Source organism: Hymenobacter frigidus (assembly GCF_014640435.1).
In the GTDB taxonomy this organism is placed as follows: domain Bacteria; phylum Bacteroidota; class Bacteroidia; order Cytophagales; family Hymenobacteraceae; genus Hymenobacter; species Hymenobacter frigidus.
This window is the reverse complement of the sequence record NZ_BMGY01000012.1, coordinates 74,899-87,516: the sequence shown is the minus strand read 5'-3', so window position 1 is coordinate 87,516 and position 12,618 is coordinate 74,899. Positions and strand designations below refer to the sequence as shown.

Here is a 12,618-nt window from a genome sequence, read left to right as displayed (position 1 = left end):
CATTCCATTGATTACTGCTGCACGCGAGGTGCTTCGGCTACGCTCAGCAGAACGTGCTTCTATTCCCTCCAAGCTTCCCAACTATGTCCCAAGTAACCGAATTCAACGAGTACCGCCAGCGGATGAACGCCACTATTCTAGCGGCTGACAACAAGGTCATCAAGCGGTTTTTCAACCTCGATACCAACACTTACGCAGCCGGCGCGATTGACGTAAAAACCAAAGAGATGCTGGGCCTGGCCTGCTCCATGGTGCTGCGCTGCGACGATTGCATCAAGTACCACGTAGGCAAATGCTTCGAGGAGAAACTGACCGATGAGGAGATTTACGAGGTGTTTGCCATTGCCAACATCATCGGCGGCAGTATCGTGATTCCGCACTTCCGCCGGGCGGTGGAGTACTGGGAAATCCTGAAATCGGAAGCCGGCAGCGAGGAGCACGGCTCCGAGCAAGCAGCACTGGCGGCCCACAAGGCCGCGCACGACAGCGAACCCACCGCATGAGTGAGGACCTGAACCACGCCGCGCCGGCCGAACACCCGGAAGCGGAAGCCGACTTCGACGCCCGCTGGGAAACCCTGATGCTGGAGATGCAGGAGCGTTTCGGCAAGCGCCCCGACCTGAACGCGATGCTGCTGCTTATCGGCATTCAGGAGCTGAACCAGGGCATCACCACCTTCACCAAGGAGCAGAAACAGGACCTGATGCACATTGCCACCTGCCGGCTCTTCAGCCTCAGCGGGCACTACGAGCTGGAGCGCGTGGATGAGGACGGCTGGCCGCACTACAAGCTGCTGCGCCCCGTGCCCTTCGCCAACCTCAAGGAGCAGGAGCGCATGCTGAAATGGCATGTGCTGGAATACTTCGCGCTGGACCCAGGGGATGACCTATAGGTCAATAGAACGTCATGCCTCGGCTGAGCTCGGCACGGCGTCCCGTTTTTCTTTAGACAACCAACATGAAAATCGTTTCTTACAACGTCAATGGCCTGCGCTCGGCGCTAAGCAAGGGGCTGTTGGATTGGGTAGCGGAGGCCGCGCCCGAAGTACTGTGCCTGCAGGAAATCAAAGCCGGCCGGGAGGCGATGGACGTGTCGGGCTTTGAGGCGCTGGGCTACCACACCTATCTGCACCCGGCCCAAAAGCCCGGCTACAGCGGCGTGGCCACGTTTTCTAAAGTAGAACCCAAGGCCGTGGTACACGGCTGTGGCCAAAGCCGCTACGACGATGAAGGCCGCGTGCTGCGGCTAGATTTTGAGGACGTATCGGTGCTGAACACCTATATGCCTTCGGGTACGAGCGGACCGGAGCGGCAGGCTTTCAAAGTCGAATGGCTACACTTTTTCCGGCAGTACGTGGCCGGGCTGCGGGCAGATGGCAGCACGCCACCGCTGCTCATTGGCGGCGACTTCAACTGCTGCCAAACGCCTATCGACCTGCACAACCCCAAAGCCAACCAGAATAGCCCCGGCTACACGCCCGAGGAGCGGCAGTGGTTCAGGGACTTTCTGGGCGATGGGCTGGTGGATACTTTCCGGCACCACCACGGCGAAGCGGTGGGGCACTACTCGTGGTGGAGCTACCGGGCCGGTTCGCGGGCGCGCAACGTGGGCTGGCGCCTCGACCATTGGGTGGCCGATGTGGCACTGCAGCCACGCCTGGCGGGGGCGGGCCTGCTGACGGATGTGGTGCACTCGGACCACTGCCCGGCCTGGGTGGAGGTAATGTAGGGCAGGATGACAAACACTTCCACCCGTTCACTCAGCCTTCGAACCAAGCGCCGCATCCTGATGTATCTTTCACAACAAGAACCTGATTTATGGCGATGCTGATGGAGACCGGTGCGGCGGCAGCTGAATACCCCGCCCTGGCGCGGGTGCGAACGGAGCTGGAAGCGTTCAAACGCAAGTTTTACCTGAGCCTGTTGGTGCGGGGGCTGCTGGTGGCCGGCGGGTTGCTGCTCACGTTTTTCGTGGTGTTCAACGGGCTCGAATACTTCCTGTACCTGCCCACCGTGGTGCGGGGCGGGCTGCTGTTCGGGTTTATCGGCCTGACGATTTACAGCTTCGGGCGCTGGATTTGGCAGCCGCTGGCGGCCCTTACTAACCTGCGTCGGCTACTGAGCGACGAGCAGGCGGCCCGTCGGGTAGGAGAGCTGTTTCCGGAAGTACAGGACCGGCTGCTGAACGCCTTGCAGCTGCAGGGCCAGGCACGCGATAATGCGCTGGTTGCGGCCAGCCTGGAGCAGCGGGCGGCGCAGCTGGGCAAGTTCTCGTTCGCCGAGGGCATCAATATTCAACAGCAGAGCAAGCCGCTGTGGAAATACGCGGCGGTGCCAGTGGCGGTATTGCTGGCGCTGCTGGCGTTTTATCCCAGCTTTCTGGTGCAGGGCACCGAGCGCATCTGGCACTACCGACGGGCGTATTCGCCGCCCGCGCCGTTTCAGTTTGTGATTAAAAACCCCAAGTTGACAGCGTTTCGAGGCGAGAATTTTACCCTTGATGTGGCCGTAGCTGGCGCAGCCCTGCCGGCTGATGTGAGCATTAGCTTCAGCGGGGGCGAGCGGCGGCTGAGCAAGGTGGCCGGGCGCGGCGACCAGTTCCGCTACACTTTCGAGCAGCCGCAGGCCGACGTGGCGTTTCAGCTAAAGGGTGCAGGTTTCAACTCGCCCGAATACCAGCTAACGGTGCTGGAACGGCCCAACCTGCGCGATTTCAAGGTCAATATCACCTATCCGCCATACACCGGCAAGGCGGCCGAAACCATTGAAAACGGGGGCAACCTGACGGTGCCCGAGGGCAGCACAGTGCGCTGGGAATTCGCCACGGCGGCCACCGATGAGCTGGCGCTGGTGTTCCAGAACCCGGATGAAACGCTGACGGCCACGGGCGACGACGACACCTTCATGGCCACGCGGCGCGTGCTGCGCTCGCAGCCCTACCTGCTGCGCCTGAAAAACCCGGCTAGCCTGAACCGCGACCCCATTGCCTACCAGCTCACGGCCGTGCCGGACTTGCCGCCCACGCTCACGCTGGAAGCCTTCTCGGATACTGTGACCCGGCGCTTTCTGGCCCTGGGCGGCACCGTGCGCGACGACTACGGCCTCACGCGGCTGGAGCTGCACTACGCCCTGCGCCGCGCCGGCCAGGGGCCGAATGCGGCGCCGAGCCGCCAAGGGGCCACGCCGCTGGCCCTGCCCCGCGAGAGTGCCGGCACTTATGCTTACACCTGGAACCTGAGTGCGCTGAATATGCGGGCCGGCGACCGGCTCGAATATTATGTGGAGGCCTGGGACAACGACGGCGTGCACGGGGCCAAAGCCACGCGCACCCGCCCAGTGGAGTTTCGCTTGCCCAGCAAGCGCGAAATGCGCCAGGAAATGCAGGCTCAGGCCGAGTCGGTAGCCAGCCAGATGAGCCAGGCCGCCAAGCAGAGCGAGAAGCTGGAGCGCGAGCTGGCCAAGGCGCAGGACAAGCTCAAGACCAAGCGCGACCTGAACTTTCAGGACCGCAAGCAGCTGGAGAACATGCTCGACCAAAAAGAGCAGATGAACCAACAGTTGGAGCAAATGCAGAAAATGTTTGAGCAGCTGCAGCAGAAGCAGGACCAGCTCAGTCCCAAAAGCGAGGAGCTGGCCAAGAAAGCCGAAGAGCTGAAGAAGCTGATGGCTGACCTGCTCGACCCCGAAACCAAGAAGCTCTACGACAAGCTGAAAAAGCTGCTGGAGCAGCAGAAACAGCCCGATGCCGAGATGCAGAAGCTCCTGCAGCAGCTCGAAAACAAAGAAGACACGCTGCAAAAGGAGCTGGACCGCGCTTTGGAGATGTTCAAGCAGATGCAGCTGGAGCAGAAGGCTGAGGAAACGGCCAACAAGCTGGATGAGCTGGCCAAGCAGGAAGAAAAGCTGGCCGAAAAAACCGAGCAGAACGACAAGGAAAACCCCGAAAACAAAGCTTCGAACCAGGACCAGAAGGCCAAGCAGGAGCAGCTGAAACAGGAACAGGCCGAAAACCAGAAGGAGTTTGAAGACCTGAAAAAAGAACTGCAGGACCTGAAGCAGATGGACAAGGAGCTCGGCGACCAGAACGGCATGGACGAGCAGAAGCCCGAGCAGGAGCAGACCGACCAGGACATGCAGGAAAGCCAGCAGAGCCTGAGCAAAAACCAGAACAAGAAGGCCGCTGGCAAGCAAAAAAGCGCTGCCTCGCGCATGAAGAAAATGGCGCAGAAAATGCGCGACCAGATGAGCGAGGAGGAAAGCGACCAGGCCCAGCAGAATATCGACGACCTGCGCGACATCCTGGACAACCTACTCACGCTCAGCTTCGACCAGGAAAATCTGATGAAGAATTTCCGCAAAGTAGACCAGTCCGACCCGCGCTTTGTGCAGCTGGGCCAGACGCAACGTAAGCTGCGCGACGACGCCAAGATTATCCAGGATTCGCTGTATGCTTTGGCGAAGAAAGAACCCAAGATTCAGAGCTTTGTGACCCGCGAAGTAGGGGAGATGAACGGCCGTATGGACGAGTCGCTCACCCACATTCAGCAGCGCGACCTGGCCCGGGCCACCGCCACCGAACAACAGGCCATGACCAGCATGAACAACCTGGCCCTGATGCTGCAAAGCTCCCTGCAGCAAATGCAGCAGGAGGCCCAGGCCGGCAAAGGCCAGCCCCAGGACGGCCAGGGCAAGCCGGGCAAGAAAAAAGGCAAGGGCAAAGGGCAGGGCCAGGGCAGCAAGCCCGGCCCCGGCAGCATGGGCCAGATGCAGAAACAACTCAACGAGCAGATTCAGCAGCTTTCGAAGAGCGGCAAAACCGGCCGGGCCATGTCGCAGGAGCTGGCCAAGCTGGCGGGCCAGCAGCAGATGCTGCGCCAGGCCATGCAGCAGCTCGATAAAATGCAGCAGGGCGGCAAGCCCGATGGCGCGCAAGGCCAGGGCCAAGGCGGCAAGGACGGCAAAGAAGGCAAGCAGGACGGCCAAAACGGCAAGGATGGCAAAGGCGAACAGGGCGGTGGCGGCACCGGCGACCTCAAAAAGATGATGGAGCAAACCGAAACCGACCTCGTCAATAAGCGCCTCACCGAGGAAACCATCCTGCGCCAGCAGCAAATTCTGACCCGCCTGCTGGAAGTGGAAAAGTCGGCCCGTGAGCGCGACCAGGACACCAAGCGCGAAGCCCAGGCCGCCCAAGCCAAGCCTCCGGGTTTTCCGCCAGCCTTCGACAAATACAAGGTCAGCAAGGAACGCCAAACGGAATTACTACGTAGTACACCGCCGAACCTTACGCCGTACTATCAACGCGAAGTGGGCGAGTACTTTCAGAAAATCAAATAACTGTGGCTCTTAATTCATCTAAACCGGCCGTAGTTTCGTTAACTAATTAGTGTTCTGTTGGAGTTGCGCGGCCGAGGGTAGCAGAAGCTGTAGTGGCACTTTGCCGTTAAAAGACTATTTTTGCCGCCCCAAACCCGCCGCCGTTCGTTCTATTAAACCGCCTTATGAAGCAGGTAAAAATTCAGATTCCGTCGCTCGTTGAGAATATCCGCGTGGTCGAAAGTTTCATCGACAACTCCAAGGATACCTTTCAAATTGAGGACGATATCTACGGCAATATCATGGTAGCCGTAACCGAAGCGGTGAACAACGCCATCCGTCACGGCAACAAATTCGACAAAGACAAGAACGTCTACCTCTCGCTTTACGTGGAGCCCCAGCAGCTCAAATTTGAGATTGAGGACGAAGGCGCGGGCTTTAATTATGACAATTTGGACGACCCCACCGCGCCCGAAAACCTGGAGAACCCCGGAGGCCGCGGCATTTTCCTCATTCGCCACTTGGCCGATGAGGTAGAGTTCAGCAAGGAAGGCCGCCGCGTGCAGCTTACGTTCCAGCTCACGGCTACTCCCGCCGACGAAACCTCTGCGGCCGACTATATCGCCGCCTAATTGCCATGATGAACACCCCGCCGGCGGGCCCGCCCCACCACGAAAACTTTCCTCCCGGCGAGCTGCACCACGAAGCTCCCGGCATCGAGTTCATGGTAGAAGATGTGCCTGATTTTGAGCTGTCCGAGGCCGAAGGCATTCTGGGTTGGATTGAGCGCGTAGCGCAGGTGCACGAGCACCGCATCACGCAGCTCACCTACATCTTCTGCTCGGATGACTACCTGCACCAGATGAACATTGAATACCTCAACCACGATACCCTCACCGATGTCATCACGTTCGATAATTCGGACGATGCCGACATTATTGAAGGCGACGTATTCATCAGCGTAGACCGGGTGCGTGATAATGCCAACGACCTGGGCATCAGCTTTCGTGATGAGCTGCACCGCGTCATGATTCACGGCGTGCTGCACCTGCTCGGCTATCTGGACAAGGACTTGCTGAGCCAAACCGCCATGCGGGCCCGCGAGGACTATTGCCTGGCCCTGCGGACCTTCTGAGGCTTACTGCTTCTTGCCGAATCCCAACCGATGCCCGTTTCCTGCGGGCGTTGGCGTGTATGAACCATGCGGGCTGCGGTAGCCGCGCCGCCATTGCCTCCCCCTAAATTTTATGGCTGCTTCATCTGCTGCGCTACCCGTAATTCGGGGCAATGCCCTGGATTATTACCTGGCGCAGGGCTACTACCGCATGCAGCAGGACCTGTTCACCTGCCAGTTCGTGCCCTTTGATGGCCGTCTCTACACCGCGCACTGGCTGCGCCTGGACCTGGCCCGCGTGCAGTGGGGGCCCGAGCAGAGCCGGCTACTGCGCCGCAACGCCCGGTTTGCGGCTACCGTGCGGCCGTTTCGCCTCACGGCCGAGTACGAAGAGCTGTACGCCCGTTACCGCGAGTCCATCACCTTCGATGCCGCCCCCACCGTGGACGACGTGTTGCTGGGCGGCGCGGCCCACAACGTGTTCAACACCTACATCATCGAGCTGCGCGACGGCAACCAACTGATAGCCGCCGGCATCTTTGACCGCGGCGACCGCACCCTGGCGGGAATTCTTAACTTCTACGACCCCAACTATCGGAAATACAGCCTCGGCAAGTACCTGCTGCTGTTGAAAACCGACTACGCCCGCCGCCTGCAGTTCGATTATTATTACCCCGGCTACGTGGTGCACGATTACTCCAAGTTCGACTACAAGCTGTTTGCCTGTGCCGCCGCCACCGAAGTGTTCGATTGCGTACGGGGCCAGTGGCAACCCTTTTCACTCGCGGCCGTGGCGGCCCAGTCAGCCGAGCTATTTGCCGATTGGCTGCCGGAAAATCTACAAGGTTCTGCTGGATAGGTGTGGGGTGCGGGGCTTGCTCCCGCCCGTGGTTGCACGGTCCATTCTTGAATTATTCAACGGCGGGCGGGGGCAAGCTCCGCACCCTACGTAGCTACCCCAAAATCTGAAACCCGCAACTCGTTTCACATGAAACTGGCGGCGGGTTTTTGATTGCGTAATTTTGTAGTTATCAACGCCGGAACGCCGGGCGGGCACTTTGGCGTTGCACAATCTTACCTACCGTCTTTTATCGCGGTGCTTTATTCTGAATCTGCTTTGGCGGGTTCTCTGCTGATTATGTTTCAAACCTCCGAATACGACGTCATTGTAGTGGGCGCGGGCCACGCCGGCTGCGAGGCCGCTGCCGCCGCCGCCAACCTCGGCTCGAAAGTGCTGCTGGTGACGATGAACATGAACACCATCGCGCAGATGTCGTGCAACCCGGCCATGGGCGGCGTGGCCAAGGGCCAGATTGTGCGCGAAATCGACGCGCTGGGCGGCCAGTCGGGCATCATCACCGACCAAACCATGATTCAGTTTCGGATGCTGAACCGCTCGAAAGGCCCCGCCATGTGGAGCCCCCGCGCCCAAAGCGACCGCATGCGCTTCGCCGAAGCCTGGCGCCTGACGCTGGAGGGCATCGCCAACGTGGACTTCTGGCAGGAAGCCGTGACCGGCGTGGTGGTGGAAAACGACACCGTAGTAGGCGTGACCACGGCCCTCGGCATCGAGTTTCGGGGCAAGTCGGTGGTACTTACCAATGGCACCTTTCTGAACGGCCTCATCCACATCGGCGAGAAAAATTTTGGGGGCGGCCGGGCGGCCGAGAAGGGCAGCCGGGGCATTACGGAGCAGCTGGTGGAGTTGGGTTTTGAAGCCGGCCGCATGAAAACCGGCACCCCGCCCCGCGTGGACGGCCGCAGCCTCGACTATTCTAAAATGGAAGCGCAGGGCGGCGATGAAGCGCCCAGCAAGTTCTCCTACCTCGACACACCACGCCTGACGCAGCAGCGGCCTTGCTACATCACCTACACCAACGAGCGGGTACACGACATCCTGCGCGAGGGCTTCGAGAAATCGCCCATGTTCCAGGGCCGCATCAAGGGCCTGGGGCCGCGCTACTGCCCTAGTGTGGAGGACAAAATCAACCGCTTTGCCGATAAGGACCGGCACCAGATTTTTGTGGAGCCCGAAGGCTGGAGCACGGTGGAATGCTACGTGAATGGCTTCTCAAGCAGTTTGCCGGAGGATGTGCAATACCGCGCCCTGCGCGAAATCGCGGGCTTCGAGAAGGCCAAGATGTTCCGGCCCGGCTACGCCATCGAGTACGACTTTTTTCCGCCGACCCAGCTTAGCCTGACCCTCGAAACCAAGCTGATTGCGGGCTTGTATTTCGCGGGCCAAATCAACGGCACCACGGGTTATGAAGAAGCGGCCTGCCAGGGTTTGATGGCCGGCATCAACGCCCACAACAAGGTGCACGGCAAGCAGCCGTTCGTGCTCAAAAGGAGCGAGGCCTACATCGGCGTGCTGATTGATGACCTGGTGAACAAGGGCACCGACGAGCCTTACCGCATGTTCACGAGCCGAGCCGAACACCGCATTTTGCTGCGCCAGGACAACGCCGATTTGCGCCTCACGCCGCTGGGCCACGAGCTGGGCCTGGCCTCGGATGAGCGGCTGGCGCGGGTGCGGATGAAGGAAGCCCAGACCGCCGAAGTGGCCGCGCTGCTCCAGAAATTCGCCATCGAAATAGCTGAAATAAACCCACTGCTGACGGAGCTGGGCTCGGCCGAAATCCACGAGAAAACCCGCGCCGTGAACCTGCTGCGCCGGCCCAACGTGGAGCTGGCCGACCTACGCCGCGCTTTGCCCGCGCTGGACGATGCGCTGGCTACTTACGATGCCGAGGCGCTGGAGCAGGCCATCATCAATATCAAATACGAGACGTATTTGCAGAAGGAAAACCAGCAGGCCGCCCGCCAGCAGGAGCTCGAGAACTTCGTGATTCAGGGCCGGCTCGACTATCGCGCCATGCCCGCCCTCAGCCACGAAGCCCGCGAAAAGCTGCTCAAGATTCAGCCCGAAACCATTGGGCAGGCCTCGCGCATCAGTGGCATTTCCCCGGCCGACGTGTCGGTGCTGATGGTGTACCTGAATCGCTGATTGGCACTAATTAATGGTGGTTTAATCACTGATTAGCGCTGATTAACCGTGATTTCGCTGATTTATGTTCTGCTTACCGCGAGTGGGGCGGAACCAGCCGGTGGCTATTTTGAAGATGAATTCGCCAACTTTGCCCGATAGTCTACCCCTTAAAACGACGGATTTTGTGTGGAAAAAATCAGCGAAATCACGGTTAATCAGCGACAATCAGTGATTTACGAGAGATTGGAAAGCTGCCCAATTTGCAGCAAAACGGAGTTTAAGAATAAGCTCATCGTCCGGGATAATACGGTGAGCCACGAAAGCTTCGCCATTGTGCAGTGCGCGGGCTGCGGCTTGCAGTTTACCAACCCCCGGCCCAACGCGACCGAAATCGGCAAATACTATGAATCCGATGCCTACGTATCGCACAACAGCGCGGCAGTTGGGCTGGTGAACCAAGCGTATAAAGTGGCCCGGTTTTTCACCATGCGGCGCAAGGTGAACCTGCTGAATAAGCTGGCGCCGCGCCGGGGCAAACTGCTGGACTACGGCTGCGGCACGGGCCATTTTTTGAAGGCGGCCAAATCGGCGGGCTGGCAGGTTTCGGGCCTCGAGCCCAACGCCCGCGCCCGCGACGAAGCCAGTGAGCGCCTCGGCCAGCTTGTTGGGCAGGAGAGCCTGACCTCGTTTCAACCCGGCACGTTCGATGCAATTACGCTCTGGCACGTGCTGGAACACGTGCATCTGCTCAACGAAACCCTGGCCCAGCTCACGGCGCTGCTCAAGCCCGATGGCGTACTGCTCATTGCCGTGCCCAACGTGGAAAGCCTCGATGCCCAACACTACCGCGAAGTGTGGGCTGCCTACGACGTGCCCCGGCACCTGTATCACTTCGCCCCCAAAACCATGGCCCAGCTGCTCAAAAAGCATAAGCTGACCATCCGCCAGACGCTGCCCATGCCCCTCGATGCCTACTACGTGAGCATGCTCAGCGAGAAGCACAAGGCCGAGCGCGCCGGCGGCCTGCTCACGGTGCTGAAGGCCGGCTACAAGTCGAACCAGTATGCCGAGCAGCACGAAGGCCAGTACTCGAGCCTGCTGTACGTGGTGGGGCGGCGCACCCCGGCGGCCTGATGTGGCGGGGCACAGGCTGGCGGCTGGGGCTGGCGGCGGGCCTGCTCACGGCCGCCGCGCACGCGCAAACCGTGCCCGCGCCCCGGCCCGATTCCATCAAAAATTCGCCGCCGACCTTTGTGACCGATACCGCCCGGCAGGTGGTGGTCGTTGCCTCCCCGGAGCCGCCCGATGCCGTGACGCGCCGCACGGGGCTGCGCATCGGGGCGGCCATTGTTGTTATTACGCTCACCACGTTGCTGTTGTATAATGTCCGTTCGCGCTGAACTGCTGGCTTTGCTGGCGCTGGTTGCCTTGCTTGAAAGCTGCGCCGCCGTGGCCCCGCCCCTGGGGGGCCCGCGCGACCGTACGCCCCCGCGCCGCATCAGCAGCTCGCCCGACAGCGCGGCCCGCAACGTGAAGCAGCAGTTTGTGCGGTTGATTTTTTCGGAGCCCGTCGTGACCAAGGAGCTGAGCAAAAACCTGCTCATCACGCCTCAGCTGCCCGCCGACAACCCCTATAAGCTGCGCGAAGACCGCAACTCCATCAGCCTGCTCTTCGACAAGCCCCTGGACGAGAACACGACCTACAGCTTCAATTTCCGGGAGGGCGTGGTGGACATCACCGAGGCGCTGCCGGCCAAAAACGCCAGCCTCACCTTCAGCACAGGCCCGGAGCTGGACTCGGGCCGGGTGAGCGGCAACGTTATCAGCCTGCTCACGACCAAGCCCGTGGCCGAAGCCAGCATCGGCCTCTACCGCGAGGCCGACACGGCCGGCGTGCGCCGGGGCCGCCCGTACTACACCGTGCTCACCAGCAAGGAGGGAAAATTCAGCCTGAATTTCCTCAAAGCCGGCCGCTACAAACTGTACGCCGTCGCCGATAAAAACAACAACGGCCAGTACGACGACGGCGAGAAAATAGCCTACCTGCCCGCGCCCATTACCGTGGCCAGCGGCCCCGGCCCCCCCGTCACGCTCGTGCTCACCCAGCCCGACCGCCGGCCGCCGCTGCTCACCACCCGGCAGCCCAGCCCCACACAGCTGCGCCTGAGCTACAACGAAGGTCTGAGCTCGGCCACGCTGGCCTCATTAGAACCCGGCGCTGCGGCTACCGCCGTGGCCGAGGCCGTGCAGCTGGCCGACCAGGGCCGCACCGTGGTGCTGTTCAAAACGCCGGTGGTGGGCGATGGGCGCTACCTCCTCACCACGGCCGACAGCACCGGCAACCGCACCGCCGACACGTTGCAGGTGAAATTTCCGGTGCCCCCGGCTACTGCTCGTAAAGTGGTCAACCCGCCCCTGTATTCCGTGGAAGGCGGAGTAGCCAGGGTGTATCCCGAAGGTCAGGTGAAATTTAATTTTGCCGTACCGGTGCGCGTGGCCACGGGCCGGCCCTTCGGCACGCTGGTAGAAGACTCGGTACGCCGCCGCCCGCTACGCCTGCCCGCCGATGGCACCCTCAGCCCCGACCGCACCCAGCTTACCGTCCGCTTCACTACCAAAGCCAAAATCCGGCTCGATGTGCTGCTCGATAGCACGGCCATCACGGCCATCACGGCGCAGCCGTTGCGCCTGCGCCCGCTGCGCCTCGGCATTAGCGAGCAGGACGTTTCCACCAGCCTGTCGGGCACCATCAGCACCAAGGAGAAGAGCTTCGAGCTGCAATTGCTCGACGATAAGCTGCAGATTATATCCAGCCTGACCTCCCCCAAAGGGTCTTATCGGTTCGCCGACATGGCCCCCGGTGCCTACCGCTTGCGGGTGCTCATTGATAGCGACGGCGATGGCCGCTGGCGCGGTGGCGACCCCAACCTGCTCCTGGCCCCCGAGCCGGTGTTTCTGTACCCTAAGTCGCTGCAAATCCGGGCCGGCTTCGACATTGTGGAGCCGCTGAAATTTTAAAGAGTCTGCCCTGAGCATACGTATGATTCTACGCGGGTAAATTATCGGGTAATCCCGCCGTTTCCAGGGCCGTACAGAGTTTTTAGCACCGACAGAGCCGTAGGGCGAAGCGGTGCTTCGCCCTACGGCTCTGCGCCAGTCTGATTTTCGCACATCAATTCGCGACGGATGTAGCTGTAGCG

At 60.7% G+C, this 12,618-nt stretch carries 11 protein-coding genes; all 11 read left to right on the top strand.

The features are described from left to right. Positions 1-83 precede the first annotated feature (83 nt). The 11 genes from IEW17_RS08590 to IEW17_RS08540 all read left to right on the top strand — a co-directional run bounded on the left by IEW17_RS08590 (position 84) and on the right by IEW17_RS08540 (position 12,436). A complete protein-coding gene (locus IEW17_RS08590) occupies positions 84-503 on the top strand; it encodes a carboxymuconolactone decarboxylase family protein (RefSeq protein WP_188561624.1) in 420 nt (139 codons plus the stop codon). After that, positions 500-892 carry a hypothetical protein gene (locus tag IEW17_RS08585; RefSeq protein WP_229748892.1) on the top strand — a complete coding sequence of 131 codons (393 nt, stop codon included), beginning with the start codon at positions 500-502 and terminating at the stop codon, positions 890-892. The genes IEW17_RS08590 and IEW17_RS08585 overlap by 4 nt, the downstream gene beginning before the upstream one ends. A gap of 65 nt (positions 893-957) precedes the next feature. Next, positions 958-1,728 carry an exodeoxyribonuclease III gene (locus tag IEW17_RS08580; RefSeq protein WP_188561623.1) on the top strand — a complete coding sequence of 257 codons (771 nt, stop codon included), beginning with the start codon at positions 958-960 and terminating at the stop codon, positions 1,726-1,728. Positions 1,729-1,817: 89 nt separating this feature from the next. After that, positions 1,818-5,336 (top strand): DUF4175 family protein, encoded by a 3,519-nt coding sequence (locus IEW17_RS08575; RefSeq protein WP_229748891.1) that lies wholly within the window; start codon positions 1,818-1,820, stop codon positions 5,334-5,336. A gap of 164 nt (positions 5,337-5,500) precedes the next feature. Next, a complete protein-coding gene (locus IEW17_RS08570; RefSeq protein WP_188561622.1) occupies positions 5,501-5,947 on the top strand; it encodes an ATP-binding protein in 447 nt (148 codons plus the stop codon). Between the two features lie 5 nt (positions 5,948-5,952). Next, positions 5,953-6,450, top strand: a complete 498-nt coding sequence (gene ybeY / locus IEW17_RS08565; RefSeq protein WP_229748890.1) for an rRNA maturation RNase YbeY — start codon at positions 5,953-5,955, stop codon at positions 6,448-6,450. Between the two features lie 112 nt (positions 6,451-6,562). Beyond that, positions 6,563-7,288, top strand: coding sequence for a GNAT family N-acetyltransferase (locus tag IEW17_RS08560; RefSeq protein ID WP_229748889.1), 726 nt, complete (start codon positions 6,563-6,565; stop codon positions 7,286-7,288). A 279-nt stretch (positions 7,289-7,567) separates the two neighbouring features. Then, positions 7,568-9,436 carry a tRNA uridine-5-carboxymethylaminomethyl(34) synthesis enzyme MnmG gene (gene mnmG, locus IEW17_RS08555; protein ID WP_188561621.1) on the top strand — a complete coding sequence of 623 codons (1,869 nt, stop codon included), beginning with the start codon at positions 7,568-7,570 and terminating at the stop codon, positions 9,434-9,436. A 225-nt stretch (positions 9,437-9,661) separates the two neighbouring features. Then, positions 9,662-10,552 (top strand): class I SAM-dependent methyltransferase, encoded by an 891-nt coding sequence (locus IEW17_RS08550; RefSeq protein ID WP_229748888.1) that lies wholly within the window; start codon positions 9,662-9,664, stop codon positions 10,550-10,552. After that, the gene (locus IEW17_RS08545; RefSeq protein WP_188561619.1) at positions 10,552-10,818 is read left to right on the top strand and encodes a hypothetical protein; all 267 of its coding nucleotides are present in this window, start codon (positions 10,552-10,554) and stop codon (positions 10,816-10,818) included. The genes IEW17_RS08550 and IEW17_RS08545 overlap by 1 nt, the downstream gene beginning before the upstream one ends. After that, a complete protein-coding gene (locus IEW17_RS08540) occupies positions 10,802-12,436 on the top strand; it encodes an Ig-like domain-containing domain (RefSeq protein ID WP_188561618.1) in 1,635 nt (544 codons plus the stop codon). Before IEW17_RS08545 ends, IEW17_RS08540 begins: the two co-directional genes overlap by 17 nt. The last annotated feature ends 182 nt before the right edge of the window (positions 12,437-12,618 follow it).

Excerpts from the sequence above, each read along its gene's own strand:
- IEW17_RS08545 (WP_188561619.1), top strand. The coding sequence starts at position 10,552 with ATGTGGCGGGGCACAGGCTGGCGGCTGGGGCTGGCGGCGGGCCTGCTC.
- IEW17_RS08575 (WP_229748891.1), top strand. The coding sequence starts at position 1,818 with ATGGCGATGCTGATGGAGACCGGTGCGGCGGCAGCTGAATACCCCGCC.
- IEW17_RS08570 (WP_188561622.1), top strand. The coding sequence starts at position 5,501 with ATGAAGCAGGTAAAAATTCAGATTCCGTCGCTCGTTGAGAATATCCGC.
- ybeY (WP_229748890.1), top strand. The coding sequence starts at position 5,953 with ATGATGAACACCCCGCCGGCGGGCCCGCCCCACCACGAAAACTTTCCT.
- mnmG (WP_188561621.1), top strand. The coding sequence starts at position 7,568 with ATGTTTCAAACCTCCGAATACGACGTCATTGTAGTGGGCGCGGGCCAC.
- IEW17_RS08590 (WP_188561624.1), top strand. The coding sequence starts at position 84 with ATGTCCCAAGTAACCGAATTCAACGAGTACCGCCAGCGGATGAACGCC.
- IEW17_RS08540 (WP_188561618.1), top strand. The coding sequence starts at position 10,802 with ATGTCCGTTCGCGCTGAACTGCTGGCTTTGCTGGCGCTGGTTGCCTTG.
- IEW17_RS08560 (WP_229748889.1), top strand. The coding sequence starts at position 6,563 with ATGGCTGCTTCATCTGCTGCGCTACCCGTAATTCGGGGCAATGCCCTG.
- IEW17_RS08585 (WP_229748892.1), top strand. The coding sequence starts at position 500 with ATGAGTGAGGACCTGAACCACGCCGCGCCGGCCGAACACCCGGAAGCG.
- IEW17_RS08580 (WP_188561623.1), top strand. The coding sequence starts at position 958 with ATGAAAATCGTTTCTTACAACGTCAATGGCCTGCGCTCGGCGCTAAGC.